The following is a 25219-nucleotide window of genomic DNA, read 5'->3' as shown; positions in this document are numbered from 1 at the left end:
CGGCGGACGAACCTACGCATCCGAAGGTTTGTTGGTAGAAAAGGTGACAGACCCACCGTGCGCATGTTTAATAGTGGTGCACGTCACATCGTTTTCACTCGTTCATCACTCCACACACAGCGAAGGAGGCGTCCCATGCTGGCAAGTTCTCCTAGCGCTGATGTCTCGATCAACAAAGACCAGAACCGGTTCGAGCTTCGACTCAACGGCGATCTCGTCGGGATCGTCGGCTTCTACGAGGTCGAAGGAAACGGCTCGCGCGCGACGCGTACTCATGTCGTGTCCTTCATGCACACGGTCGTCACCGAGGACTTCGGTCATCAAGGACTGGCCGGCATTCTGGTGCGCCGCGCGCTCGACAGTGCTCGGTCCTACGGCTGGAAGGTCAAGCCCGTCTGCACGTACGTGCAGCGCTTCGCCGCGGCCAACCCGGAGTACAACGACATGCTCGTCGCGCTCTGACGTTTCTTTCCCGGGTTGTCGACCGGTCACGGTAGGACCGGTCACATTCAGGGCACGACTCGGCGACGATCGAGGCACTCGCCTCGCGTCACATGGACAACACTGATCTCATAAGTGACATGAGTCACATACTTCCTCGACGAGCCGACGCGGTTCCCTCGGTCGATCGACCCGTCGTTCGCATCGAGGACGACGTCGATCACTACAGGTTCGATCTCTTCGTCGACGACGAACTCGTCGGCATTCTCGGGTACCGCTTCGGTGAGCGTGACGACGACGGCGTCGGCCCGGTCGTCGCACTCATGCACACCGTCGTCAAAGAGGAATACGGCGACCGCGGGTGGGCGGGAGTGCTGGTGCGAGCCTCGCTCAACACCGCTCGCGATCGACAGTGGCGCATCGTCCCGATCTGCACCTACGTCCGGCGCTATCTGGCGCAGCACGAGGAATTCCTGGATCTGATCGCCGAATAGTCGACCGGGCTCGGCCTCAGCCGATCTCCACGATCACCGGAGCGTGATCGCTGGCCCCCTTGCCCTTGCGTTCCTCGCGGTCGATCGACGCACCGGTCACCCGAGCCGCGAGAGCAGGGGAAGTCAACGCCATATCGATGCGCAGACCCTGCTTCTTGGGGAACCGCAACTGCGTGTAGTCCCAGTAGGTGTACGTCCTGGGCTCGGGGGTGAACTGCCGCGTCACCTCGGTGAAGCCGGCGTCACCGAACGCGGTGAAGGCGTCGCGCTCGGCCTGCGAGGTATGGGTCTTGCCCTCGAACAGAGCCGGATCCCAGACGTCGTCGTCGGTTGGCGCGATGTTCCAGTCGCCCACGAGTGCGATCTGCGCCTGCGGATCCGCTGCCACCCACGCCTGAGCGTCGGCCTTCAGCGCAGCGAGCCACTCGAGCTTGTAGGTGTAGTGCGGATCGGCGAGTTCGCGGCCGTTCGGCACGTACAGGCTCCACACGCGCACCCCGTCGCACGTTGCGCCGATGGCGCGCGCCTCCTGAGCGGGGTCGATCTCGGGATCCTTGCTGAACCCGGGCTGATCCTCGAACCCGACCTGCACGTCGTCCAGGCCGACGCGGGATGCGATCGCGACGCCGTTCCACTGACTCAGCCCGACGTGGGCCACCTCGTACCCGATATCGGTGAACCGCTCGTAGGGAAACTGTGCGTCCTTGCACTTGGTTTCCTGCATCGCCAGGACATCGACATCGGATCGCTGCAGCCAGTCGACGATTCGATCCTGACGAGAGCGGACGGAGTTCACATTCCAAGTAGCCAAGCGCACGGAGAGGAACCCTATCGAACGGCCCCGACAGGGTTCGGACCCATCGCGCTCTCGGGCCGGGCATAGCGATAGCGATGATGGTCGGCGAAGCCGAGGTCTCGGTACAGGGCAACGGCTCGGGTGTTCTCGACCGCCACCTGCAGGTACGCGTGCGTCGCGCCGTGCTCGCGTCCCCAGCGCACCAGTTCTCCGCACATCAGGGTGCCGAGCCCGTTGCGCCGATGCTCGGGGGAGACCCAGAGCGAGGTCAGTCCCACCCAGCAGCGACCGTCCGGGGCGGTGGTCACCGCGGCACGACCGACCGCGGCTGCCGAGGACGAGCGCGCGCCGATCATCCCGAAACCAAGGGTTCCGCCCCGAACCGCCGAGACCACCTCCGCTGCGCCCGCGGGTGCTGCACGTCCCTGGTAGTACAGGCAACTCAACCACTGCCGGGACGGCTCCGAGCTGACGGTGATCGCCGAGTCACCCTCACGCAGAACGAGATTCGAGATGTCCGCGGCCATGACGGCAGTCTCGTTGTAGGTCCGCCACCCGGCCGGCGCGCTGCCGAGCCGATCGGGAAGGGCGAGCGTCGGCGGTAATCCGCGAGCGGCGTATCGGGTGGTGATGCGCGCCAGCGTCTCTGGTGCCGTCGACGCTCCGGGTTCGAGCGGCACGGCCGAATTGGCGCGGGCGGTGAAACCGAGACCGAAGCGGACCTGCCAGCCGTCGATCCCTTCCCGCTCGACGCCCGGCCAGCCGTCGGCAGCGGCGGCTTCGAGCGAGCGGATCTCCGAGGTTCGAATCGGCCTGGGCCCCAGGGGTTTCAATGCCACGACTCGGTCGGCGGCAACTTGAACCAGTGTGCCGTCCCGGCCGCGCACCGAGACCGCGCCGGCGTCGCTGGACACCAGTTCACCGATCACGTCCGTCATCGGGTGGGTGTGGCCGGGTGGCAACCGATAGCGAAGCATCACCCGCGTACCCACCGGGACGGTCAGTCGTCGTCCTCGTCGTCGTGGCCGAACGGGTCGTCCACCGTGCCGGGCGTCCAGCTCAGTCCGGGCACGCCCCACCCGGCGCGCTTGATGGCCTTCTTGGCCGCCCGCGCATGCCGTCCGATGAGCACGTCGGTGTAGAGGAAACCGTCGAGATGACCCACCTCGTGCTGGAGCATCCGAGCGAAGAAGCCGCGGCCCTCGATGTCGACGGGATCGCCCTTGGCGTCCGTACCGGTCACCCTGGCCCACTCGGCGCGCCCGGTGGGGTGCTGCTCGCCGGGGACGGACAGACAGCCCTCGTCGTCGTCATCGGGATCGGGCATCGTCTCCGGAATCTCCGACGTCTCGAGCACCGGGTTGACGACCTCGCCGCGGCGGCGGAAGATCTTGCCGTCCTCGCCTTGATCGGGGCAGTCGTAGATGAACAGACGCTTGCCGACGCCCACCTGATTCGCGGCGAGACCGACGCCGTTCGCGGCGGCCAACGTCTCGTACATGTCGGCGATCAGCTCGGCCAGCTCGGCGGGTGACTCGGTGACGGGTGCGGTTGCGGTGTGCAGCACCGGATCGCCGACGATCCGGATGGGAAGAATTGCCATGGTTGTGAAGGATAGTGGGCGGGAGTGGAGCCTGCGGAACGACCCGAGTGCCTGCTGCATGTGGTCGAGCACATGGAACACGCCACGCGCCGGTACCTCGCGGGAGCCGTGCTCGAGCCGTCGAACGTGGTTGAATGATCCCCGAAGTACAACCGTGTAATTCGGTCGGTGCTCCTTTGGGTGCCGGCAGTGCTGGGGGAAGCAGATTTCTCCGGGTGGGTGATCTTGCAGACCCGAGGAAGTCGAGAAGTCGAGGAGTGGGATGGACGGCGCAGCAGCGCGTGACTCGAACCAGTCTCAGCAACCGGGAAGTTCGGACGGCTCACAGGATCCGAACGAGGTCGGTGCGGACGGACTGAGTCGACGAGAGCACGACATCCTGTCCTTCGAGCGGCAGTGGTGGAAGTACGCCGGGGCGAAGGAAGAGGCCATCAAGGAACTCTTCTCCATGTCGGCAACCCGCTACTACCAGATCCTGAACGCGTTGGTCGATCGTCCCGAGGCACTTGCCGCTGATCCGATGCTGGTCAAGCGCCTGCGCCGGTTGCGTGCGAGTCGGCAGAAGGCTCGTGCGGCACGTCGACTCGGGTTCGACGTCTGAGCAGGTCCTCGAGTTCCGTGTGCTGGGTCGCCGTCGACGGTCGGCTAGGGTCGACTACGTGAGCAGCCCGAACCCGGAACAGACCGGGCCACCACTCCGTGCCCTGGCCATGGTGTTGATCTCGCTCGCGATTCTGTTCGCGGCGATCGGCGCGTTGTCGCTGACGGGTGCCGATTCCGACAACTCGGCCGCCGAGCCCGCCGCCGAGACGACGAGTGCACCGGCTGCGGTAGCACCCACCGCACAGGCTCCGGCGGCTCAGGTACCGGCAGGTGACGCGACGACCAGCAGCGCGCCGACCACCACCACCTCGGGCACCCCCGCCGACGTCGAGGTGCGGGTTCTGAACAACTCCAACATCTCCGGTCTCGCGGCAGGCACCGCAAGTACGTTGACCGCCGAGGGATGGACCGTCGCCGAGACCGGCAACTTCAGCGAAGCCCAGTTCGCTCAGACCGCGGTGTACTACGGCACCGCCGCAGGCGAGGAACAGGCCGCGCAGACGATCGCCACGCAGCTCGGAGTCCCGGCCGAACCCAAGCCGACCTCACTCGAATCCACGGCAGGCGTCGTCGTCATCGTGACTCAGTAGTCCTGCAGCGGCCAGTTGCACAGCATCGACTTCCGTGCCCGATTCGGCTGAATCGGTCGGCACGTTATCATTTCCGAGCCCGGCGAAACTGCCTGAAAGAGGAGCGATTTCCGATGGACATGTTCAAGCGACGCACTGCTGCGACCCGATCGTTGCGTTACGTGGCCCCGGTCCTCGCGATCGCGGCGCTCGGGCTCTCCGCCTGCAGCAACGGCGAGGTTCCGTCCGATGTCCCCGGAACCGTCCCTCCGGTCTGGACCGGCGAGGCCGATCCGTCGGCAGAAGCCGTGGCGGGTGACGGCCCGGCCGAGTCGGGCTCCGGCGACACCATCGAGGGCACACTGCGCGACGCCGGCGGTGCCGAGGTGGGCACGGTCTCGTTCGCGGCCGAGGGCGACAAGCTCACCGTCACCGCCGAGGTCGAGGGCATGACCCCCGGCTTCCACGGCTTCCACGTCCATGCCGTCGCCGCCTGCGAGCCGAACTCCGTGGCACCGACCGGTGGAGATCCGGGCGCGTTCCTGTCCGCTGGTGGTCACCTGCAGGTCGACGGCCGCACGGAGCACCCGGCCAGCGGTGATCTGACGTCCATCCAGGTCGGCGAGGACGGCACCGGAATGCTCGTCACCACCACCGACGCGATCACACTCGACGATCTGCGTGCGGACGGTGCCGGAACCTCGGTGATCGTGCACGAGGGTGCCGACAACTTCGCCAACATCCCGCCGCGATACACCCTGCCCGACGGTGCCGCTGTGCCGGACATGACGACTCTGATGACCGGCGACGCCGGCTCGCGGGCGGCATGCGCGGTACTGCAGTAGTTTGAACGCTCCCCGGATCGACTTCGCGAGTTCACCGCGCCCGACGCTCGGCGTCGAGTGGGAGATCGCGCTGGTCGACAAGAACACGCGGGACCTGGTCAACTCCGCCGAGGCGGTCATGGACGGCGTCCGCGATCTCGCCGGGGACACCCCGCGGGTGACCAAGGAACTGCTGCGCAACACCGTCGAACTCGTCACCGGAGTGTGCGAGAACGTCGGGGAGGCCATGGAGGACCTCGGCGGCTCGCTGGAATTGGTGCGGCGCGCCGCGGACCCATTGGGAATCGATCTGTTCTCGGCGGGCACTCATCCGTTCGCCGAGTGGTCCACCCAGCAGCTCACCAGTTCTCCGAGCTACGACGAGTTGATCGCTCGTACCCAGTGGTGGGGTCGGCAGATGCTGATCTGGGGTGTGCACGTGCACGTGGGTGTGTCGTCTCCCGACAAGGTCTTTCCCATTCTCAACTCGCTGCTGCTGCAGTACCCGCACCTGCTGGCGCTGTCGGCGTCCTCGCCGATCTGGGCGGGCAACGACACCGGCTACGCCAGCAATCGGGCGTTGATGTTCCAGCAGCTGCCGACGGCCGGTCTGCCGTTCCAGTTCGAGGACTGGTCGCAGTTCGAGGGATTCGTCCGCGATCAGCTCAAGACCGGCGTCATCGAGCAACTCGGCGGCATGCACTGGGACATCCGTCCTGCTCCCAAGTGGGGCACGATCGAGGTTCGGGTGTGCGACGGGGCGTCGACGAAGCGGGAGCTCGCGGCTCTCGTCGCGTTGACACACTGCCTCATCGTCCATCTCGACGAACGTCTCGAAGCGGGGGAGACCCTGCCGTCGATACCGCCGTGGCACGTGCAGGAGAACAAGTGGCGGGCCGCGCGGTACGGCCTCGATGCCGAGATCATCCTCGACTCCGACAGCAACGAACGGCTGGTCACCGACGATCTGCACGATCTGCTCGAGAAGCTGACGCCGACGGCCGTCCGACTGAACTGCGTCGACGAACTGGCAGCAGTGGCCGACATTCCCCGGCGGGGGGCGTCGTACCAACGTCAGCGGGCGGTGGCCGCGCAATCGGGCGGCGACCTGCGAGCCGTCGTCGAATCGTTGGTCACCGACCTCCGATCCTGATCCGCTCGCCTACTGGTCCGATTCGTTCGGTTCCATCTCGTTGACGATCAGCAGTCCGTCGCGGCCGCGCTGTTCGCGGTAGGCGACGCGGCCGACCGTGTGCGCGATGACCGGAGCGGTGACCAGGGTGAAGATGCCCACCAGCACCAGCATCCAGATGTCTACGTTGCCGCGCAGGCTGATGATGGCCCCGATCAGAACCATGATCAGCCCGACCACCTGTGGCTTGGTGGCCGCGTGCATCCGCGAGAGGGTGTCGGGAAAGCGCACGATGCCCACCGCCGCGGTGAAGGCGAGCAGGGCTCCGAACAGGATGAAGACGGAAGAAATGACCTGGGCTACGGTGCTCATTCGTCCCTCACAGTGTTGTTCATTCGTCCCTCACCCTGAATCGTGCGATGCTGACCGACCCGACGAAGCTGACCAGTGACAGCGCGACGATGGCCGGTACGAGGGTGGTGTCGCGGCTGTACACGGCCCACACGCCGAGACCGCACATCGAGACGGCGAGGATCGTGTCCATCGCGACGAGACGGTCGAGCGTGCTCGGTCCGTCGAGCAATCGGTACGCGGTGAGAATCGCGGCACCGATCAGGAGGGCTCCGGCAATCGCCAGTACGACGGTCACGACCAGTCCCCCTTCCTCTTGTCGTCGGTCTTCTTGTCGTCCCGAGGCGCGTCCGAATCGACCGGGATCGGATCGTCGCCGAGCACTCCGTGGTACTGCTGGTACTCCTGGAAGTGCAACGGGCTCGGCTTCCAGTCGGAGTCTCGCTCGAACGCGGCGATGAAGAGCTTCTCCATGTTTCGTACGTAGGCGTAGAAACCGTCGACGGCCTTCTGGGTGCCCATGTCCAACACGTGCACGTAGAGCAGGCGTCTGGTCCGGTCGATTTCGAGCACCATGGTGCCGGGCACGAGATTCATCGCGTCGACGAACAGGGTGAGCACCAGATCGGACTTGATCGCGATACGGCAGCGCAGCACCCCGGTGACCGGTGGAGCCTTGGGCCGGATGGCCAGCCAGGCCACGCTGAAGCTCGATTCCATTGCGTAGTAGAGAAATACGACGGCCAGCTTGACGAGTGAGAACACGTGGATGCGGCCCTCGACGGGAACGCGAGGCAACGGCAGCAGCACCATGATGAGCAGTCCCACCGCGATGCCACCGAGGATGTTCGCGGCAGAGACGTTGCCCCACAACAGAACCCAGATGGCGGTCAACCACGCGAGAGTCCACACGCGTAGCAGAAGGGAGCGGTTCATCTTCATCGAGTGCCTTCCTCGTCTCCGCGAGCCTGCTCGGCGGCCTGATCTCCGACGAATTCCGCTCCGCGCACCGCATCGATGTACACCGATCGATCACGAAGGTCGGCCGCGGCGCGATCACTGATGTCGATGATGGGGCCCGCGAACACCGTCATGGCCAAGCCGACGGCAACGAGCCCGATCGTCGGGATCAGCATGAAGGCCGGCATCCGGCCCACGTCCTCGCGATCACCGAACGCGATGTCCGAGGAGTCGTCGAGCAGCGCGGACGGGCTGTTGTCCGCCAGGTCGCCCTCGGGGGCGTCGGCGCGAGCACGCCAGAACGCTTTGGTCCAGACACGGGCGACGACGTACAGCGTCAGCAAGCTGGTGACCGTTCCGCCCGCGACGAGCAACCAGGCCAACACGCTGCCCTGCTCGCTACCGGCCTGCAGCAGTGCGACCTTGCCGATGAAGCCCGAGAACGGCGGAATGCCACCGAGATTGAGGGCCGGCACCAGGAACACGATCGCCAGCACCGGGCTGGCCGCAGCCAGACCGCCGAGGCGTCGAAGAGACGACGAGCCGGCCTGACGCTCGATGAGACCGACGACGAGGAACAGTGTCGTCTGCACCAGAATGTGGTGGGCGACGTAGTAGATCGAGCCGGACAGTCCCGATTGCGTCGACAGTGCGACGCCGAAGATCATGTAGCCGATATGACTGACGAGGGTGAACGAGAGCAGTCGTTTGATGTCGCTCTGTGCGATGGAACCGAGGATGCCGACGAGCATCGTCAGCAGGCCACAGACCATCAGTACGTTGTCGAGCGAGCCGTCGGGGAACAGCAGGGTGTGGGCGCGAATGATCGCGTACACACCGACTTTCGTCAGCAGGCCGGCGAACACGGCGGTGACCGGTGCCGGGGCGGTGGGGTAGGAGTCGGGCAGCCACGTCGAGAGTGGGAACACCGCGGCCTTGATGCCGAACGCGACCAGCAGGACGGCGAAGATCGCGGTCCTCGTTCCTGGGTTGATGTCGTCCATCCGTACCGCGATGTGGGCCAGGTTCAGCGTTCCGGTTGCGCCGTACACCAGCGCGATGCCGATCAGGAAGATCAGCGAGGACACCATCGACACCATCACGTACGACACGCCCGCGCGTACCCGGTCCGCACTCGCGCCGAGGGTCAGCAGCACGAACGACGCCGCGAGCAACACCTCGAAGCCGACGAACAGATTGAAAAGGTCCCCTGCGAGGAACGCGTTGCAGACACCTGCGGTCAACGCGAGGTAGGTCGGCAGGAAGATCGAGACGGGCTGGTTCTCGCTGCCGTCGCGGATGCCCTGACCGATCGAGTAGACCATGACGGCCAGCAGGACTATCGACGAGACGACGAGCATCATCGCCGACAGGCGGTCCACCACGAGGGAGATGCCGAGCGGGGAGTCCCAGCCGCCGACCTGCAGTGCGCTGGTGCCGTCGCGATCGGCGAGGTAGAGCATCACCGACGAGATGGCGACCACAGCGGTCAGCGCGACGAGGGTGATGAAACGCTGAGCGCGAGGACGTCGACCCAGCACCAGAGTCAGCGCCGCCGCCAACATCGGAATCAGTACCGGCAGCGGAGTCAGAACGTCGATCACTCCTGGGGAGATCGTCACTGGTCGTCTCCCTTCTTCTGTGGCCTGCTGTCGTCCTTCTCGGCTGTGTCGATTCCGTCGAGCCCGCGCACCTGCGGATCGTCGTCGTCGTTGTCGAAATCACCGTCGTGCAGGTCCTCGTAGCATTCGAGGTCCTCGCGATTGACGAGTTGTTCGATCGGAATCGGGTTGCCCTTCGAGTCGAACGCGTCGCCCCCGAAGCTCGGCTCGCCCGTCACCGGGTCGTCCGAGCGGTCGCGGTCGGGGGCCTCGGCCATCGAGCGACGCCGGGAGACCTTGGTGTCCTCGGGGTCGTTCTCCACGTCGTCCTTGGTGTTGAGAGTGAACGACCGATACGCCAGCGCCAGGACGAACGCGGCGATACCCATCGTGATGACGATCGCCGTCAGGATCACCGCCTGGGCCAGGGGATCGGCCATCTCCTGATTGACGGCGTTGTCGCGACCCACGATGGGGGGTGCCCCCGCGGGCCCGCCGACGGTCAGCAACAGCAGATTGACGCCGTTGCCGAACAACAGCAGCCCGAGCAGCATCTTGGTGATGCTGCGTTCGAGCAGTAGATACACACCCGATGCGACGAGAACACCGGTGATGATCAGCATTCCGAGATCTGCGGTCATGGGGCGCTCACTCGGCCTTGGCTCTGCATTTCCACCTGTGCGTCGAGACGGGCACCGAGACTACGGAGCACGTCGAGTACCAACCCGACCACGATGAGATACACACCGAGGTCGAAGAACAATGCGGTGACCAACTTGATGTCGCCGAGAATCGGCAACGTCACCTCCAACGTGGCCGAGGACAACGCAGGCGCTCCGAGGAACATCGACGCCACCGCGGTACCGGCCGCGAAGATCAACCCGAGACCGAGGATCTTGCCGGCGTCGATCGGCACTGCCTCGCCGAGCTCGTAGCGCCCACCCGCCAGGTACCGCAGCACCAGCGCGAGTCCGGCGGTGAGGCCACCGGCGAAACCGCCGCCGGGGGCGTTGTGGCCGGAGAAGAAGAAGTAGATCGAGAGCACCATGATCGTCGGGAAGATCAATCGCGTCGTGACCTCGAGAATCAACGAGCGATGTCGCGGATCGATCAGATCGCCGCCGAGCAACCACGTCGTCTCCGCGGCGAAATTCGCATCCGAGGACGATGCGGGGGCGTCGGACACCCGCGGAGCGCTGCCGAACCGGCGGTTGCGGAAGACCAGGCTGGCCACGCCCGTCGCCGCGACGAGCAGAACACAGATCTCGCCGAGGGTGTCCCAGGCGCGGATGTCTACGAGGATGACGTTGATGACGTTCTTGCCGTCGCCCAGGTCGTAGGCGGCGTCCGGCAGGAGCAGCGACACCGGGGCGGTGTTTCGGGCGTTCATCGCGAATGCGCCCAGCACACTGACGGTCGCTCCGACGGCGACGGCCAGCACGGCGCGGGGGCCGCGCGAACCGGCCGAGCCGCGATCGTCGACCTCGGCCGGCAGCTTGCGCAGCACCAACACGAACACGACGAGGGTGAGAGTCTCGACGAGGAACTGGGTCAGTGCCAGATCCGGTGCGCCGTGAATGGCGAAGATGACGCCGCAGCCGTAGCCGGTGAGACCGACGAGGATGACGCTGGCCAGGCGGTTGCGCATCACCGTGGCCCCGAGGCCACCGGCGATCATGATCACGCCGATGACCAGCTGCAACGGGGTGTTCCACAGGGTGTAGTCCAGGCCGGAGTCCTGGCCGACGAGCAACACGATCATCGGCAGCAGCACCAGAGTCAGCAGGATCGTGCCCTGGGTGAGGGGGAGCGAACCGCGCTGGGTGGTGCCGGTCAGGCGGATGGACAGGGCATCCATGTACTTGAGCACGTTGTCGTAGATTCGGTCTGCATTGCCGAGCGGGGGATGCTCGAACTTGAGCCGGTTGACGACCCGGTGGGCGATGAACAGCCCGACACCGCCGGTGACGACGACGACCGTCAGCGCGAGCGGAAGGTTGAATCCGTGCCAGAGGGCCAGGTGGTAGGGCTCCTGGCCGTACGACGGGAGGGTGCGGGCGTAGGGACTGACGATGCGGTCGACGATCGAGGATCCGAATCCGGCGATCACGCCGAGAACCGCCAGGAAAGCAGGTGCAGCCAGGAACAGTGCGGACGGTGCATGCATCGCCCTGACCGACGGACTCGGACGCTTGAGCTGCTTGCGTGCGAATGCGCCCCAGACGAATCGGATGCTGTAGGTGACCGTGAGAATCGAGCCGATCACCAGGCCCGCGACGACGACGGCCGCGACGACGGGATCGAGCGTCGGCGTGCTGATCACGGCCGACAACGCAGTCTCCTTGCCGACGAACCCGAGCATCGGCGGGAGTCCGGCCATGCTGGCCGCGGCCAGCGCCGCTATCGCGGCGAGCCAGGGAGCCTTCTTGCCCAGGTGGGCGAGCTTGCGGATGTCGCGGGTACCGGTGGTGTGATCGACGATGCCCACGACCATGAACAGCGCCGCTTTGAACATCGCGTGTGCGATCACCATCGTCAGGCCGGCGAGCATCGCCTTCTCCGAACCGATGCCGACCAACACCATGAGAAAGCCGAGCTGACTGACGGTTCCGAACGCGAGGATCAGCTTGAGGTCGAATGCCCGCAGCGCTCGCCAACCGGCCAGGATCATCGACAGCAGTCCGAGGCTGATCACGGTGGCGCGCCACGGGCCGGAATCGGCGAACCCGGGGGCCAGGCGTGCCACGAGGTAGATGCCTGCTTTGACCATCGCGGCGGCATGGAGGTAGCCGCTCACCGGGGTCGGTGCGGCCATGGCTCCTGGCAGCCAGAAGTGCAGTGGCACGATGGCCGACTTGCTCAGTGCACCGATCAGGACCAGCACGATCGCGACACCGGGCAACCATCCGCCCGGCGCGTTCGCGACCAGCTCGGAGAGGTTGTAGGTACCGGAGACCTGGCCGAGGATGATGATGCCCACCAGCATCGCCAGGCCACCCGCGGTGGTGACGAGCAGCGCCTGAGTGGCTGCGCGTCTGCTCGAGGCACGCTCGGCGTAGTGACCGACGAGCAGGAACGACAGGACCGTCGTGATTTCCCAGAAGATGTAGAGCACCAGCATGTTGTCGCTGGTGATGAGGCCGAACATCGCACCGGAGAACGCGACCATCTCGGCGGCGAACAGCCCGAGCCGAGGTTCGTCGTCCTCGAAGTAGCGCGCACAGTAGAGCAGAATCAGGGCACCGATTCCGAGGACCAGCAGCGACATGATGGCGGCGAGCGAATCGAATCGCATGTCGATGTTCATCGACAGGCCCGGGACCCATTCGATGTCGAGCTTCTGTTCGGTTCCCCAGTTGCCGAACACCCAGATCAGGCTGAGCAGGGGTACGAGCGCGAGGGGGAAAAAGGCATTGCGACCCCACCACCGGACCAGCAGCGGCGCGAGCAGCGCGGCGGCGGCGTGCGCAAGAAGAATGGCGAGCAAAAGTCACTCCGTCGTCTCGGTCGCATCGGCGGTCAAACCGAGCGGTGGTCGTAGGGCGGCGATGAGTAGGGTGTGCGAAGTCCGTGTGAAATTCGATGTGAGGCTTTGAGAAGTACGAACCGGTTGCCGAACGGCAGCCGTGAGTTGTCGATGTCCACTTTACTTTGCGTGGTCGGACGCGTGCCAAGCGGTACATAACGGTCGCGGTGACTCCGGTCGAGGGGAGCGCGTTGTCGTGAGCGGATCGAGGATCATTCGGACCGCCGGGCTGGCGTACGTCCGGAATCGCCGAATGATCCAGACGCGATCGGCCGGCAAATCCGCGTTCTACATGGCGGGCGGAAAGATCGACCCCGGCGAGACACCCGAGCAAGCCCTCCATCGGGAGATCAGAGAAGAGCTCGACGCGTCGGTGACGGGTGCCCGGCTGCTCGGGGTGTTCGAGTGTCAGGCATGGGGGCACCCGGCGGGCACCCCACTCGAGCTCACGTGTTTCCTCGCCGATCTGGCCGACGAGCCGACGCCGACCAGCGAGATCGCAGAGATCAGGTACTTCACCCGTGACGAGTACGCAGCGATGCCGGACGTCGCTCCAGGATCACTGATGGTGTTCGACCGGATGAGAGCGCTCGATTTGATCGACTGAAGCGGGTACGTTGGGAACCGAGAGAACGAACGTTCTCCACCGGCCACCGTTGAGGAGTCCCGATGACGAACCTGTCCGACAAAGCCACCACCCTGCTCGAGCTGCACAAGCCCGGAAACCCGGTCGTACTGCCGACCGTGTGGGACGCCTGGTCCGCCAATCTGGCCGTGTCCGCAGGCTTCACCGCGCTGACCGTCGGAAGCCACCCCGTCGCCGACTCCATCGGCAAGCCCGACAACGAAGGCATGACCTTCGACGAACTGCTCGCCCGCATCTCGCAGATCTCCGCCGCCGTCGACGTGCCGCTGTCGGTCGACATCGAAGCCGGCTACGGCGAGGACCCCAAGCGACTGATCGACGGCCTCATCTCCGTCGGAGCCGTCGGCCTCAACATCGAGGACACCGTGCACAGCGAAGGCGGACGCCTGCGCGAAGCGCAGGAACACGCCGACTTCGTCGGAGCACTGCGCGCGGCGTCCGACGCCACCGACGTACACGTGGTCATCAACGCCCGCACCGACCTGTTCGTCAAGGCGATCGGCGACGAGAGCGACCGCGTCGACCGCGCCATCGCGCGCCTGAAGCTGGCTGCCGCGGCCGGAGCCGATTCGCTCTACCCCGTCGGATTCCACAACGACGCCGACTACAAGCGTCTCGCCGAGGAACTCCCGCTGCCCATCAACGCCATCGCCAACCCGGCCGAAGGCGATCTGTCGCACTTCGCATCCCTCGGTGTCGGTCGCATCAGCTTCGGACCGATCTTCCAGATGGAGTTGGCCAAGCGGGCAGAGGAGATCCGCGGCCGCTGGAAGTGAGAGCGGCTTCGCCGCAGGTGAGCAGAACTTCGTAGCCTGCTACGAGTTTCCGTTCACGACCCGTAGGCCCGCAGATGCGCCACCTGCTCGGGATCGAGTGACGGCTTCACCGTCGCCCGAGCAGTGGCGACATCGGCGGCGGTGACGTCGGCCGCATCCATCGACCGACGCATCGCCGTCAACGCGGCCTCACGCAGCAAGGCTGCGCAGTCGGCCGCGGAGTAGCCGTCGAGATCGCGCGCCAGCGACTCCAGATCCACGTCCTCGGCGAGCGGGATCGATTTGCCCGACGCCTTCAGGATGTCAACGCGCGCATCGGAATCCGGCGGCGGCACGAACACCAGGCGCTCGAGGCGGCCGGGGCGCAACAGGGCGGGATCGATCAGATCGGGTCGGTTGGTCGCCCCGAGCACGACGACGTCGCGCAACGGTTCGACGCCGTCGAGCTCGGTCAGCAGCGCCGCGACCACCCGGTCGCCGACGCCGGAATCCGAGCTCTGGCCGCGTCGGGGGACGAGCGCGTCCACCTCGTCCAGGAAGATCAGCGAGGGAGCGGAATCGCGTGCACGCTGAAACAGTTCTCGCACAGCCTTTTCCGAGGATCCCACCCACTTGTCCATCAGTTCCGCGCCCTTGACCGAGTGCACGCTGAGCTGCCCGGAACTGGCCAGCGCCCGCACGAGGAACGTCTTGCCGCAGCCGGGCGGGCCATACAGTAGAACTCCGCGCGGTGGCTCGATTCCCAAGCGCGCGAACGAATCCGGGTGACGCAGCGGCCACAGCACCGCCTCGGTGAGTGCCTGCTTGGTCTCCACCATGTCGCCGACGTCGTCGAGCGTGAGACTGCCGATGGCCAGTTCTTCGCTACCCGATCGCGAGAGTGGACGGATCACCTGAAGAGCGCCCACCAGATCGTCCTGCGTCAACGAGGCCGCGGCCGAATCGTTCGATGCGCGAGCCGCCGCCCGCAGTGCCGCCTCCCGCGTCAGTGCAGCCAGATCGGCGACCACGAAACCCGGTGTCCGTGAAGCTATCTCGGTCAGATCGACGTCGCCCTGCGGAACCTTGCGTAGCAGATGCTCCAACAATCCCTTGCGGCCCGACGCGTCGGGCAGGGTGATGGTGAGCTCCCGATCGCACAGGTCCTGACCGCGCAGCCGGGGATCTGTTGCCTCCGGATGAGCCGTCGTCGCGATCAGGGCAAGACCGGGAGTGTCGACGGCCCGGCGCAATACGTCCAGGACGAACGTGGACGCCGGCTCGGGAACGGAGGGCAGCAACGCGTCGACGTCGGTGATCAGCAGAACCCCGGAGCCGGCGAGTTCGTCGACCGCCGCGGTGACCCGATCGACCCGAGCCGAGGCCTCGAGCGCGCCGATCGACGGTCCGTCCAGCACGACGCATGCGCGTTCTCCGATGACCGCGCGCGCCAACGTCGCCTTACCGACCCCGCCCGGTCCGGTGATCAACACTCCCAGATGCGGCGATGCGCCCAACGTCGCCAACAACTCCGACTCGTCCAACGCCAGCCGTAGCCACTCGGTGAGTTTCGACTGTTGGACGCTCACTCCCACCAGATCCGCCACGCTCACCGGCGGTGCTGCGGACTTCGGCGTGGGACGCGACGCGGCCTGCGGCTGTGCAGCGGTGACGGTGCCCGAGCCCCACCCGACCGCCGAATTGGGCTGCACACTCACCGGCCCACCCGACGGGTCGACGGCCGAGACCGTCAACAGCTCGGTCGTCCACGCAACCCCGAACGTTCTCGACAGCGCCTGCGTCGCCGATGTGGTCGAGGTGCCGGGTCCGAGATCGCGGGGGAGGAGCGAGACCGTGTCGCCCACCGTCAGCACCTTGCCCAGCAAAGCCTGGCGCAGGGTGGCGTCGGAGATGGAACCGGTGGCGAGCGCGGAGCCTGTCACCGCGACGGTCCTGGCTCCGTAGACGGTGACGGGTCCGACTGCGACAGAAGCATTTTCGCGAAGGCCGGTGTTGGAGAGCGTGACGTCGTCCAGAAGTGCGGTGCCCTGGGGTGATCCGTCGGGTGCCGCCGCGACGACGGCGGCCGTGCGACGAGAACCGATGAGCGACACGGCATCCCACTCTCGCAGGCCCAGCGCCGCGAGAACTTCCGGATGCAGGCGCACGACGCCGCGTCGGGCATCGGCGGCCGAGGTGTTGAGGCGGGCGGTGAGAACGAGCTCAGGCGTCGTCGAGCGAGATTCGGTCACACACCCAACCTACTGGGGTCATTCCGCAGGCTCCACTCCCTGCAGTAGCGGCGAGACACTAGCTGCGAGGTCGACGCAGTCCCAGACGAGCCTGCGACCGACGATTGTTGCCCGGTGCGCGTCGGATGGCCCGACGCTCTGCGCGGCGCTCGGCCGGCTTGGCGTCCCAGGTGTACGGGCGCGCGGCAGTCCAGCGTTGCGAGCGCACCGCGAACGGGATGTGCACCAGGTAGGCCAGCACCAAGCCCATCAGCAGGATCAGCGGGAAGGTGATGAGCGCGGCGGCGAGCAGCGCGACGAGCACCAGCAGGATCGCGGCGAGCCGCGGCGGCACCGAGACCGTCTTGAGCGCCAACGTGGGGATGCGGCTGACGATCAGACCGGCGGTGAGGATCGACCACCCGGCGACGACGTAGAACGAGGCCCACCAACCGTCGCCGAATTGCTCGAAGCCCGCGATCGGTGCCATGGCGATGAGCGCTCCGGCGGGAGCGGGAACTCCGGTGAAGTACTCGCGGGCGTAGGCAGGCGTGTCGTCCTCGTCGAGCAGAGTGTTGAAGCGCGCGAGACGGAGCACGATGCTCACGGCGTAGACCAGTGCGACGATCCAGCCGCCGCTGCTGCCCTCGAGCAGTGTCACGTACAGCACCAGAGCCGGGGCCACACCGAACGAGATGGCGTCGGACAGCGAGTCCAGTTCGGCACCGATCTTGCTGGTGGCGTCGAGCAGTCGAGCGATGCGGCCGTCCAACGCGTCGAGTATCGCAGCGGCACCGATCATGGCGAGCGCAGTGCCGAGCTGCCCGTCGAGGGCGAACTTGACCGCGGACAGGCCCGAGCACAGCGCGAGAATCGTGACGACGGATGGGAGCAGACGAATGGCAGCAGGCGGCTTGGCGCGTCTGGTGATCATGTCGGTTTCTACTGTGGAAGCTCGGCGAGGACCGTCTCGGCGCCGACGGCGCGTTGACCGCGTTCGACCAGCAGTGTGGTGCCCGCGGGGAAGTAGGTGTCGACGCGGGAACCGAACCGGATCAGGCCGTACGTGTCGCCGATCGACAGGGCGTCGCCCACCTTGGCGTTGTTGATGATGCGTCGAGCAATGAGACCGGCGATCTGCACGACGGCGACGTCCTGACCGGAGTCGGTCCTGATGTGCATGCTGTTGCGCTCGTTGACCTCGCTGGCCTCGGCAAGGTCTGCGGACTTGAACTGGCCTCGGCGATGCACGACCTCCACCACTCGACCGGCGACGGGAACGCGCTGGACGTGCACGTCGAGGACCGAGAGGAAGATGCTCACGCGCGGAACCGGCTGCGAGCCCAGATCGAGCTCGGCGGGCGGGACGGCGGTATCGACGAGGGTGACCAGGCCGTCGGCGGGAGCGACGACGACGCCGGGGCGGTTCGGTGGCACCCGCGACGGGTGGCGGAAGAAGGTGGCGCAGGCTCCGGCGGCGACGAGGCCGGCGTTGCGAACCCACTTGGATCGGCGGCCGAGAACGGCGACGGCGAGCGGGCCACCGACGAACGGCAGGCCTGCGGGGTGGAGCGGTGGAACCGTTTCACGGACCAGGTCGACGATGTGAGCCGCTCCGGTGCGGTGCGGTTGACCAATCGGGGCGGGACGGCGTGCCACGGTCTCCTCTAACTTTTCGTCGGACAGGTGTCGGCAGGTCGTGATGCCGGAAGCAATCGAGGCGTGAAAGCACGACTGCCGAGGCCCTCACAGCGTACGTGAGGTGCCCCGGCAGTCGGGAGCTGCGAGTCGATCAGACGCGGCTGCGACCTGTCACGAGCTTGACCAGGAACAGCAGGATGACTGCGCCGAGGATGCAGGTGATGAAGCTGAAGATCAGTCCGCCACCTTCGACGTCGACGCCGAAGACCTTCAGCAGGTATCCGCCGATGAGGCCACCGATGACGCCGACGACGATGTTCAGGATGATGCCCATCTGAGCGTCCGTCTTCATGATCTTGCTGCCGATCCACCCTGCGAGTCCGCCGATGATGATCCAGCCGATGAATCCGAGACCCAACATGTGTTGCCCCCACTTTCCGTTCGTGTCGTTTGCTTGTCGAAACGTCGGATGCCCGAGGGAAACAAACCTGAAACCTTCCTGAGAAGAATTATTTTCTTCCCAGCTTCTCGCTCTCGACCTTGATGCGGCGCAGGGTGCTGTTCATACCCTCGACCAGTTCGACGTCGAACTCGTCGATGCCGCCGAGGACACGCTTGACCAGCAACGACGACACCGCCGACGTGCCGCTGGGTGCCTGCCGCTTCTCGACCACGGTCGTTCCGGTCGCGGTCGGTGTGAGGGTGTAGGACCAGATCGTCTTGTTCTCGACGACGCGGAAGGCGAGTTCACGGTTGGGCTCGAAGGTGACGACCTTGGAGGTCGTGGGCCAGACGAGCATCCCCTTGCGATTGACGTTGAGCGTCTTGGTGCCCTTGCCGACCGGTCCGCCGAAGACCTTCATCTTCTTGCACTGCGGGCTCCACTCACCCATGCGCTGCAGATCCGAGACGATGGACCATACGGTCTCGGGGCTCGCGGCGATGTCGATCGTGGCTTCGAGAGTCTTGCTCAACGTGGGCCTCCTGATAGTGAGTAGATGCAACTGAATGTCACACTCAATCGTGCGCATCCTATGTGTCAACGGACACAATCGACCACATAGGTGAGCAGAAATTCGTAGCCCACTACGAAGTACCGCTCACCTGGGGTCGTTCCGCAGGCTCCACTCCCGCTCACCTGGGGTCGTTCCGCAGGCTCCACTCCCGCTCACCTGGGGTCGTTCCGCAGGCTCCACTCCCGCTCACCTGGGGTCGTTCCGCAGGCACCACTCCCGCTCACATGCGAGCGAAGCGAGCCAGGACGAAGGCATAGAGCCCGTAGAGCGCGATGCCCACTCCGGCGAGGATCAGCAGAACCTGACCGTAGGGCTGTGAGCCGAGGGTCTTGAGGGCACCGTCGATGCCGGTGGCCTTCGACGGATCGGACTGCAGAACGGCCACCACGACGAGGAGTCCGGCTCCGACGAGGGCAGTGCCCTTCGCGGCGTATCCGGCGATGCCGAGTTTGACGACGGCCCCGCTCCGGTGGCCTTCGAGATCGTCGAGGAAGTTCTTCGAAACGCCCTTGTAGACGTGGTATCCGCCGACGCCGATGACGACCAGCGCGACAGCAATGAGCACGAGCTTGCCGCCGCCGGATTCCATCAATCGCGCCGACCAGCCGGCGTTCTGCTGCCCGCTCGACTTGCCCGAGCCGGTAGCGAAGCCGTAGGTCGAGAAAGCGAACGCGATGTAGACAACGGCCAGCGCGGCAGCCTTGAGACGGTCCATCGCACTGCCTGCGTCGGCGTCGGACTTCTTGCCGACGATCGCTTCGACGATGCGCCACAGCGCCAGCGCCACGAAAGCGACCACCGCCACCCAGAGCGCAATCCTCCCGCCGGGCTTGTCGGCCAATTCGGCGAGTGCACCGGACTGGTCTGCATTACCTGCCTGGCCGAATGCCAACCGAACCGCGATGTATCCGATCAGAATGTGCAGCACTCCGCTGACGAAATGGCCGGCTCGCGCCGCTTTCTCGAATGCTCCGTTGTTCTGTACGGAACTGGCCACATTTCCCGACGTGTTCACTATCGTTCCCCGATCAGTAGATTGGGGCTCTCGTTTACCCCGAGCGAGGACCGAGGAAACTGTCTCGAGCTGCGAAACGCCGCACGAGATCCCACCGAGGCGTTAACACCGGGCGGACACTGATCGATGTAGCAAGCGGAGTGTCGGGACCAACGAAGAAATTGTTCGGAGTGATCCACCGTGAAATTACAGTCGATAATGCGTCGTACCAGCAGAGATCTCCCGCTGTTGAAGACCGCCAGGATGAGCGGCAGCCCACGCACCTGGCCCGCCGAGAAGCTCGAACGACTCCTCACCCCGCAGGAGCTCGATCTGATCAGGCGCGGCCGAATCTGACCCCACTGATTCCAGGACTGCTTGCCTCCCATTCGGGGCGACGCGGTGGCATGCTCATGTCGTTGGTGAGCACCAGTTCTGGAGGGTCATGAAACCGGTCATTCTCAGCGTCGACGACGATCCAGGGGTTTCACGTTCGGTCGCCCGCGACCTGCGCCGCCGATACGGCGAGCAGTACCGCATCGTGCGTGCGGAGTCCGGTTCCGGGGCGCTCGACGCGCTGAAGGAACTCGCGCTGCGCGGCACACCGGTCGCCATACTGTTGGCCGACTATCGGATGCCGCAGATGAGCGGCATGGAATTTCTCGAGCAGGCCATGGACATCTTCCCGACGGCCAGGCGCATCCTTCTGACCGCGTACGCGGACACCGACGCCGCAATCGACGCGATCAACGTCATCGACCTCGACTACTACCTGCTCAAGCCGTGGGATCCCCCCGAGGAGAAGCTCTATCCCGTGCTCGACGCCCAACTCGAGGCCTGGTGTGCCTACGACCATCGGGCCGTCGAGGACACCAAGATCATCGGCCACCGTTGGTCCGCGCGCTCGTCGGAGATCCGCGAGTTCCTCGCTCGCAATCAGCTGCCGTATCGCTGGTACATGTCCGACGAGTCCGAGGGTGCCCGGCTGCTGGCGGCCGCGGGCGTGGACGACAGCCGGTTGCCGGTGGTCATCACCACCGAGGGCGATGCGCTGATCGAACCGTCCGATGCCGAACTCGGCAATCGGCTCGGGTTGACGGTGTCGCCGTCCGAGGAGTTCTACGACCTGGTCGTCATCGGCGGCGGACCGGCGGGACTGGGAGCTGCGCTCTACGGTGCGTCGGAGGGTCTGCGGACGACCCTGATCGAGCGGACCGCAACCGGTGGCCAGGCCGGTCAGAGTTCTCGCATCGAGAACTACCTGGGCTTTCCCGACGGGGTGTCGGGTGCACAGCTGGCCGAGCGTGCACGGCGGCAGGCGCTCAAGTTCGGTGCCGAGGTGGTCACCACCCAGGACGTCGTCGGCCTGGAAACCAACGGTGCCGCGCGCACCGTACGGTTCGCCGACGGCCGCAGCATCAGTGCACAGACGATCATCCTGTCCACCGGTGTCGCCTATCGCAGGCTGGACGCACCGGGAATCGACGACTTCACCGGACGCGGCGTGTTCTACGGATCGGCGATGACCGAGGCGGCGCGCTGTGCCGAGCAGGACGTCTACATCGTCGGCGGCGCGAACTCGGCCGGGCAGGCGGCGGTGTACCTCTCGCGCGGGGCGAAGTCGGTGACAATTCTGATCAGAGCGTCTTCCCTCGAAGCGTCGATGTCGTACTACCTCATCAAACAGATCGAAGAGAATCCGAAGATCAGCGTTCGGCCGTGCACCGAGGTCGCGGGCGTGTCGGGCGACGGTCACCTCGAGTCGATCACGCTGCGGAACCGGGCAACCGACGAGACGACGACCGTCGACGCGCAGTATCTGTTCCTGTTCATCGGGGCGGCGCCGCGCACCGAGTGGCTCGACGGGGTACTCGTGCGGGACGACCATGGATTCGTGGTCACCGGGCCGGATCTCGTCACCGACGGACGGGGACCTGCCGGGTGGACGCCGACTCGCCTGCCGCATCACCTCGAGACGAGTGTGCCCGGCGTCTTCGCGGCCGGTGACGTTCGATCCGACTCGGCCAAACGCGTCGCGTCGGCAGTGGGAGAGGGAGCAATGGCCGTGATGTTGGTGCACAGATATCTGGCGAACCCGTGAGCGCGCAGGAGCGGAGCCCGCGGAGTGACCAGAGTGGGCTTGCGTGTGATCCGGAGGAGTTGCGGACTCTGTTCTTGTTCGAGCATCTCTCCGACTCGCAGCTGGCGGAGCTGTGTCGGGACGGACGCATCGAAACGATCGAACCCGGGCCGGTGTATGCGGAGGGCGATCCGGCGACGTGCTTCTACGTGTTGATGGACGGTGCCGTCGTGCTCTCGAAGCTCTCGGGCGGGGAGGATCTGGTGGTCAACCGGACCTCCCAGCGGGGGGTGTACGCGGGTGCGTGGCAGGCGTACCTGGGTGATCGGGTGCCGCAGACGTACCAGGGTTCGATGCGGGTGACCGAGCGCTCGCGGTTCTTCGTGCTCGACGCCGAGTGCTTCGCGTCCATCGTGCGGGAATGGTTCCCGATGGCGCTGCACCTGCTCGAGGGTCTGTTCTTCGGCAATCAGAACACCAAGCAGATAGTGGAACAACGAGAACGCCTGTTGGCGTTGGGTTCTCTGTCTGCCGGGTTGACGCACGAGCTGAACAATCCGGCAGCCGCTGCGGTGCGGGCTACGTCGGCGTTGCGGAATCGGGTGGCGCACATGCGGCAGAAGTTGGCGATGATCGCCGGCGGCACTCTCGATCGCGGCAGCATGGCGCATCTGGTCGGACTGCAGAACGAGGCCGTGGAGTTGGTGGCCAAGGCTCCGAAGCTGACCGCGATGGAGGCGTCGGACCGCGAGGACGAACTCGGAGAATGGTTCGAGGACAAGGGTATCGGCGACGGTTGGGATCTGGCTCCGACGTTCGTCTCGGCCGGTCTGGATGTGCCGTGGCTCGACAAGGTTGCTGCGACGGTGGACGATCCGACGATGCTGGAGGGTGCGATCCGGTGGCTCAACTACACCGTCGAAACCGAGCTGTTGATGAACGAGATCGCGGATTCGACCACGCGCATCTCCACGCTCGTCGGTGCAGCGAAACAGTATTCGCAGATGGACCGCGCGCCGTACCAGACCGTCGACGTGCGGGAATTGCTCGACAGCACTTTGATCATGTTGGGCCGCAAGATCGGTGACGAGATTCGGGTGGTGAAGGACTACGACCCCGCGGTTCCGCCCATCCCGGTCTACGCAGCCGAACTCAACCAGGTGTGGACGAACCTGATCGACAATGCCGTGCAGGCGATGGCAGGCGCGGGAGTGGAGCCTGCAGGAACGACCCCGAAAGAGAAGGGGGTGTTGACGGTGCGGACATCGTTGGACGAGGATCAGGTTCAGATCGAGATCTGTGATACCGGACCCGGTGTGCCGCAGGAGATTCGGTCGCGGATCTTCGAGCCGTTCTTCACCACCAAACCGGTCGGCGAAGGTACGGGTCTCGGTCTGGACATCTCGTGGCGGATCGTGGTGAAGAAGCACCAGGGTGATCTGCGAGTGGTGTCCGAACCGGGCGACACACGGTTCATCGTTCGGCTGCCCGTCGACCCGGCCACAGAGGAGGCAACATGACCATCGAAGGCATCGACCCGAAGGTCCCACCGTCGGGCCCGGGCTGTGTGGAGTGCACGCAAACGCAAGGGTGGTGGGTGCATCTGCGTCGGTGCGCGCAGTGCGGCCATATCGGGTGTTGCGATTCCTCACCGTCGCAGCACGCCAGTAAGCATGCGGAGTCCACCCGGCACCAGTTCGTGCGCAGTTACGAGCCCGGCGAGGACTGGTTCTACAACTATGCCGACGAGCAGATGTACGACGGCCCCGAACTGGCTCCGCCGCAACATCATCCGCTCGATCAGACGGTGCCCGGGCCGCGTGAGCGGGTGCCGTCGAACTGGCAGGCCCTGATCAATTGAACGAGAACCTGACTCGACCCACCGATGTACCGGCCGAGGATTTTCTGGCCGCTGTCGAACATCCGGTTCGCCGCGCGGACGGTCTCGCCCTGGCCGAGATGATGGGTCGGGTGACCGGGCAGCCGGCGGTGATGTGGGGGCCGACGATGGTGGGTTTCGGTGCCTACCGTTACACGACGGGCAGTGGCCGTCGGGGCGAGAGTCTCGTCGTGGGGTTCTCCCCACGTAAGGCGAATCTGTCGGTGTACGGCGCGACGTACGCCCCGCAATCGGATTCACTGCTCGAACGCTTGGGCAAGCACAAGCGAGGCGCAGGTTGCCTGTACGTGAACAAGCTCGCCGATGTGGACATAGCGATTCTCGAGCAACTGGTGGCTCACAACTACGCGTACATCCTGGGTAGCCTCGCGTCATGACCTTGATCGCAGAGGACCTCCTGTTGCTGTTGCTCGACGACGACTCGGGCAAGCCGCTGGCCGACAGCACGAAGTTACCGCGGGTGCTGGCAGGTGCCCTGGTGGTCGAGCTCGCGATGGGTGGGTCGTTGCGCATCACCGGCCCCGGCGAGCAGACGAAGAAAGATCACGTGGTCGTCGCAGGAGCGCCCCCCGCCGATGGCCTGCTGCGTCGAGTGTTCGATCTCGTGGCATCGGCGTCGCGGCCGATGAAGCCGCAGAAGGTGATCGAGAAGTCGCAGAAGAATCTGTCGAAGGAGTTGATTGCTCGGTTGGTGGCCCAGGGTTTCGTCGCCGAGAACAAGGCCAAGGTATTGGGGCTGTTCCCGACCACGACGTGGCCTGCTCGTGACACCTCGCACGAGAAGGGGTTGAGAGATTCCCTACGCGGCGCGCTCGTCGACGGGACGACGCCGTCGCCCCACACGGCTGCGCTGATCTCGTTGATCTCGGCGGTGGACCTGACGCACAAGGTGATAGTGGATGCGGACAAGAAGCTGCTGAAACAGAGGGCGAAGCAGGTCGCCGAGGGGGAATGGGCAGGCGCGGCTGTGCGCAAGGCCGTCTCGGATGTGAACGCTGCGGTGATGGCCGCGGTGATGGTGCCCGTCATCGTGTCGACCACGAGCAGCTGAAAGTC

General features: G+C 65.5%; 29 protein-coding genes. 14 read left to right on the top strand and 15 right to left on the bottom strand.

The window, feature by feature from the left end; translation table 11 throughout:
* Positions 1-135: 135 nt before the first annotated feature.
* Positions 136-462, top strand: a complete 327-nt coding sequence (locus tag CH249_RS18315; protein WP_032393766.1) for a GNAT family N-acetyltransferase — start codon at positions 136-138, stop codon at positions 460-462.
* 119 nt (positions 463-581) lie between these two features.
* Positions 582-935 (top strand): GNAT family N-acetyltransferase, encoded by a 354-nt coding sequence (locus tag CH249_RS18310; protein WP_094682000.1) that lies wholly within the window; start codon positions 582-584, stop codon positions 933-935.
* Positions 936-951: 16 nt separating this feature from the next.
* Here CH249_RS18310 and CH249_RS18305 read toward each other — a convergent pair whose 3' ends face one another.
* The 3 genes from CH249_RS18305 to CH249_RS18295 are packed head-to-tail and all read right to left on the bottom strand — an operon-like array spanning position 952 to position 3334.
* Entirely contained in the window at positions 952-1752 is an 801-nt protein-coding gene (locus CH249_RS18305; protein ID WP_094646806.1) for an exodeoxyribonuclease III, read from the bottom strand.
* Between the two features lie 11 nt (positions 1753-1763).
* Positions 1764-2708, bottom strand: coding sequence for a GNAT family N-acetyltransferase (locus CH249_RS18300; RefSeq protein ID WP_179273082.1), 945 nt, complete (start codon positions 2706-2708; stop codon positions 1764-1766).
* A gap of 23 nt (positions 2709-2731) precedes the next feature.
* A complete protein-coding gene (locus CH249_RS18295) occupies positions 2732-3334 on the bottom strand; it encodes a peptide deformylase (protein WP_032393768.1) in 603 nt (200 codons plus the stop codon).
* Between the two features lie 262 nt (positions 3335-3596).
* On the opposite strand from CH249_RS18295, the gene CH249_RS18290 reads away from it, so the two are divergent.
* The 4 genes from CH249_RS18290 (at position 3597) to CH249_RS18275 (ending at position 6483) form a co-directional block, all read left to right on the top strand.
* Positions 3597-3935: a DUF3263 domain-containing protein gene (locus tag CH249_RS18290; RefSeq protein WP_032393769.1), complete on the top strand. Its 339-nt coding sequence runs from the start codon at positions 3597-3599 to the stop codon at positions 3933-3935.
* A 58-nt stretch (positions 3936-3993) separates the two neighbouring features.
* Positions 3994-4527 carry a LytR C-terminal domain-containing protein gene (locus CH249_RS18285; RefSeq protein WP_256988366.1) on the top strand — a complete coding sequence of 178 codons (534 nt, stop codon included), beginning with the start codon at positions 3994-3996 and terminating at the stop codon, positions 4525-4527.
* Between the two features lie 113 nt (positions 4528-4640).
* The gene (locus tag CH249_RS18280) at positions 4641-5351 is read left to right on the top strand and encodes a superoxide dismutase family protein (protein ID WP_045198742.1); all 711 of its coding nucleotides are present in this window, start codon (positions 4641-4643) and stop codon (positions 5349-5351) included.
* Position 5352: 1 nt separating this feature from the next.
* Positions 5353-6483 carry a glutamate--cysteine ligase gene (locus tag CH249_RS18275; RefSeq protein ID WP_230596607.1) on the top strand — a complete coding sequence of 377 codons (1131 nt, stop codon included), beginning with the start codon at positions 5353-5355 and terminating at the stop codon, positions 6481-6483.
* A 9-nt stretch (positions 6484-6492) separates the two neighbouring features.
* Here the strand turns inward: CH249_RS18275 and mnhG are convergent, their stop codons facing one another.
* The 6 genes from mnhG to CH249_RS18245 are packed head-to-tail and all read right to left on the bottom strand — an operon-like array spanning position 6493 to position 12861.
* Positions 6493-6834, bottom strand: a complete 342-nt coding sequence (mnhG, locus tag CH249_RS18270) for a monovalent cation/H(+) antiporter subunit G (protein WP_032393771.1) — start codon at positions 6832-6834, stop codon at positions 6493-6495.
* 19 nt (positions 6835-6853) lie between these two features.
* Entirely contained in the window at positions 6854-7111 is a 258-nt protein-coding gene (locus CH249_RS18265; protein ID WP_032393772.1) for a monovalent cation/H+ antiporter complex subunit F, read from the bottom strand.
* A complete protein-coding gene (locus tag CH249_RS18260) occupies positions 7108-7749 on the bottom strand; it encodes a Na+/H+ antiporter subunit E (RefSeq protein WP_373453493.1) in 642 nt (213 codons plus the stop codon). Before CH249_RS18260 ends, CH249_RS18265 begins: the two co-directional genes overlap by 4 nt.
* 2 nt (positions 7750-7751) lie before the next feature.
* The gene (locus CH249_RS18255) at positions 7752-9395 is read right to left on the bottom strand and encodes a Na+/H+ antiporter subunit D (RefSeq protein ID WP_032393774.1); all 1644 of its coding nucleotides are present in this window, start codon (positions 9393-9395) and stop codon (positions 7752-7754) included.
* Positions 9392-10015 carry a Na(+)/H(+) antiporter subunit C gene (locus tag CH249_RS18250; protein WP_032393775.1) on the bottom strand — a complete coding sequence of 208 codons (624 nt, stop codon included), beginning with the start codon at positions 10013-10015 and terminating at the stop codon, positions 9392-9394. Before CH249_RS18250 ends, CH249_RS18255 begins: the two co-directional genes overlap by 4 nt.
* Positions 10012-12861 (bottom strand): Na+/H+ antiporter subunit A, encoded by a 2850-nt coding sequence (locus tag CH249_RS18245; RefSeq protein WP_094681947.1) that lies wholly within the window; start codon positions 12859-12861, stop codon positions 10012-10014. Before CH249_RS18245 ends, CH249_RS18250 begins: the two co-directional genes overlap by 4 nt.
* A 235-nt stretch (positions 12862-13096) precedes the next feature.
* Between CH249_RS18245 and CH249_RS18240 the strand changes: the two genes are divergently transcribed.
* A complete protein-coding gene (locus tag CH249_RS18240) occupies positions 13097-13507 on the top strand; it encodes an NUDIX domain-containing protein (RefSeq protein ID WP_329955499.1) in 411 nt (136 codons plus the stop codon).
* A 62-nt stretch (positions 13508-13569) separates the two neighbouring features.
* Positions 13570-14322 carry an isocitrate lyase/phosphoenolpyruvate mutase family protein gene (locus CH249_RS18235; RefSeq protein WP_094681946.1) on the top strand — a complete coding sequence of 251 codons (753 nt, stop codon included), beginning with the start codon at positions 13570-13572 and terminating at the stop codon, positions 14320-14322.
* Between the two features lie 53 nt (positions 14323-14375).
* Here CH249_RS18235 and CH249_RS18230 read toward each other — a convergent pair whose 3' ends face one another.
* The 6 genes from CH249_RS18230 to CH249_RS18205 form a co-directional block, all read right to left on the bottom strand.
* The gene (locus CH249_RS18230; protein WP_094681945.1) at positions 14376-16553 is read right to left on the bottom strand and encodes an AAA family ATPase; all 2178 of its coding nucleotides are present in this window, start codon (positions 16551-16553) and stop codon (positions 14376-14378) included.
* Positions 16554-16611: 58 nt separating this feature from the next.
* On the bottom strand, positions 16612-17466 hold the full coding sequence (locus CH249_RS18225) for a phosphatidylcholine/phosphatidylserine synthase (RefSeq protein ID WP_032394133.1): 855 nt from the start codon (positions 17464-17466) through the stop codon (positions 16612-16614).
* Between the two features lie 8 nt (positions 17467-17474).
* Positions 17475-18191 carry a phosphatidylserine decarboxylase gene (locus CH249_RS18220; protein ID WP_094681944.1) on the bottom strand — a complete coding sequence of 239 codons (717 nt, stop codon included), beginning with the start codon at positions 18189-18191 and terminating at the stop codon, positions 17475-17477.
* Between the two features lie 133 nt (positions 18192-18324).
* Positions 18325-18594 (bottom strand): GlsB/YeaQ/YmgE family stress response membrane protein, encoded by a 270-nt coding sequence (locus CH249_RS18215; RefSeq protein WP_045198755.1) that lies wholly within the window; start codon positions 18592-18594, stop codon positions 18325-18327.
* Positions 18595-18682: 88 nt separating this feature from the next.
* Entirely contained in the window at positions 18683-19147 is a 465-nt protein-coding gene (locus tag CH249_RS18210) for an SRPBCC family protein (protein ID WP_094681998.1), read from the bottom strand.
* Positions 19148-19409: 262 nt separating this feature from the next.
* On the bottom strand, positions 19410-20204 hold the full coding sequence (locus CH249_RS18205; RefSeq protein WP_052049233.1) for a DUF1206 domain-containing protein: 795 nt from the start codon (positions 20202-20204) through the stop codon (positions 19410-19412).
* Positions 20205-20402: 198 nt separating this feature from the next.
* On the opposite strand from CH249_RS18205, the gene CH249_RS28020 reads away from it, so the two are divergent.
* From CH249_RS28020 to CH249_RS18180, 6 genes are all read left to right on the top strand, one after another.
* Positions 20403-20540, top strand: coding sequence for a hypothetical protein (locus CH249_RS28020; RefSeq protein WP_176460599.1), 138 nt, complete (start codon positions 20403-20405; stop codon positions 20538-20540).
* A gap of 88 nt (positions 20541-20628) precedes the next feature.
* Complete coding sequence (locus CH249_RS18200) at positions 20629-22284, top strand: FAD-dependent oxidoreductase (protein ID WP_032393782.1); 1656 nt, start codon at positions 20629-20631, stop codon at positions 22282-22284.
* Positions 22281-23783 (top strand): ATP-binding protein, encoded by a 1503-nt coding sequence (locus tag CH249_RS18195; RefSeq protein ID WP_094630895.1) that lies wholly within the window; start codon positions 22281-22283, stop codon positions 23781-23783. Before CH249_RS18200 ends, CH249_RS18195 begins: the two co-directional genes overlap by 4 nt.
* Positions 23780-24124, top strand: a complete 345-nt coding sequence (locus tag CH249_RS18190) for a UBP-type zinc finger domain-containing protein (RefSeq protein WP_045198761.1) — start codon at positions 23780-23782, stop codon at positions 24122-24124. The genes CH249_RS18195 and CH249_RS18190 overlap by 4 nt, the downstream gene beginning before the upstream one ends.
* Positions 24121-24540 carry a DUF1801 domain-containing protein gene (locus tag CH249_RS18185; protein ID WP_094630892.1) on the top strand — a complete coding sequence of 140 codons (420 nt, stop codon included), beginning with the start codon at positions 24121-24123 and terminating at the stop codon, positions 24538-24540. The genes CH249_RS18190 and CH249_RS18185 overlap by 4 nt, the downstream gene beginning before the upstream one ends.
* Positions 24537-25214 carry a GPP34 family phosphoprotein gene (locus CH249_RS18180; protein ID WP_032393786.1) on the top strand — a complete coding sequence of 226 codons (678 nt, stop codon included), beginning with the start codon at positions 24537-24539 and terminating at the stop codon, positions 25212-25214. The genes CH249_RS18185 and CH249_RS18180 overlap by 4 nt, the downstream gene beginning before the upstream one ends.
* Positions 25215-25219 lie beyond the last annotated feature (5 nt).

Origin of the sequence: Rhodococcus sp. 05-2255-3B1 (genome assembly GCF_002258545.1) — a bacterium.
Taxonomy (GTDB): domain Bacteria; phylum Actinomycetota; class Actinomycetes; order Mycobacteriales; family Mycobacteriaceae; genus Rhodococcoides.
This window is presented reverse-complemented; position numbering and strand designations above follow the sequence as displayed.

Bases quoted from the DNA above. Each gene is read 5' to 3' on its own strand.
- CH249_RS18295 (WP_032393768.1), bottom strand. From the start codon at position 3,334: ATGGCAATTCTTCCCATCCGGATCGTCGGCGATCCGGTGCTGCACACC.
- CH249_RS18300 (WP_179273082.1), bottom strand. From the start codon at position 2,708: ATGCTTCGCTATCGGTTGCCACCCGGCCACACCCACCCGATGACGGAC.
- CH249_RS18180 (WP_032393786.1), top strand. From the start codon at position 24,537: ATGACCTTGATCGCAGAGGACCTCCTGTTGCTGTTGCTCGACGACGAC.
- CH249_RS18225 (WP_032394133.1), bottom strand. From the start codon at position 17,466: ATGATCACCAGACGCGCCAAGCCGCCTGCTGCCATTCGTCTGCTCCCA.
- mnhG (WP_032393771.1), bottom strand. From the start codon at position 6,834: ATGAGCACCGTAGCCCAGGTCATTTCTTCCGTCTTCATCCTGTTCGGA.
- CH249_RS18190 (WP_045198761.1), top strand. From the start codon at position 23,780: ATGACCATCGAAGGCATCGACCCGAAGGTCCCACCGTCGGGCCCGGGC.
- CH249_RS18290 (WP_032393769.1), top strand. From the start codon at position 3,597: ATGGACGGCGCAGCAGCGCGTGACTCGAACCAGTCTCAGCAACCGGGA.
- CH249_RS18215 (WP_045198755.1), bottom strand. From the start codon at position 18,594: ATGTTGGGTCTCGGATTCATCGGCTGGATCATCATCGGCGGACTCGCA.
- CH249_RS18200 (WP_032393782.1), top strand. From the start codon at position 20,629: ATGAAACCGGTCATTCTCAGCGTCGACGACGATCCAGGGGTTTCACGT.
- CH249_RS28020 (WP_176460599.1), top strand. From the start codon at position 20,403: ATGCGTCGTACCAGCAGAGATCTCCCGCTGTTGAAGACCGCCAGGATG.
- CH249_RS18280 (WP_045198742.1), top strand. From the start codon at position 4,641: ATGGACATGTTCAAGCGACGCACTGCTGCGACCCGATCGTTGCGTTAC.
- CH249_RS18260 (WP_373453493.1), bottom strand. From the start codon at position 7,749: ATGAACCGCTCCCTTCTGCTACGCGTGTGGACTCTCGCGTGGTTGACC.
- CH249_RS18310 (WP_094682000.1), top strand. From the start codon at position 582: ATGAGTCACATACTTCCTCGACGAGCCGACGCGGTTCCCTCGGTCGAT.
- CH249_RS18315 (WP_032393766.1), top strand. From the start codon at position 136: ATGCTGGCAAGTTCTCCTAGCGCTGATGTCTCGATCAACAAAGACCAG.
- CH249_RS18250 (WP_032393775.1), bottom strand. From the start codon at position 10,015: ATGACCGCAGATCTCGGAATGCTGATCATCACCGGTGTTCTCGTCGCA.
- CH249_RS18235 (WP_094681946.1), top strand. From the start codon at position 13,570: ATGACGAACCTGTCCGACAAAGCCACCACCCTGCTCGAGCTGCACAAG.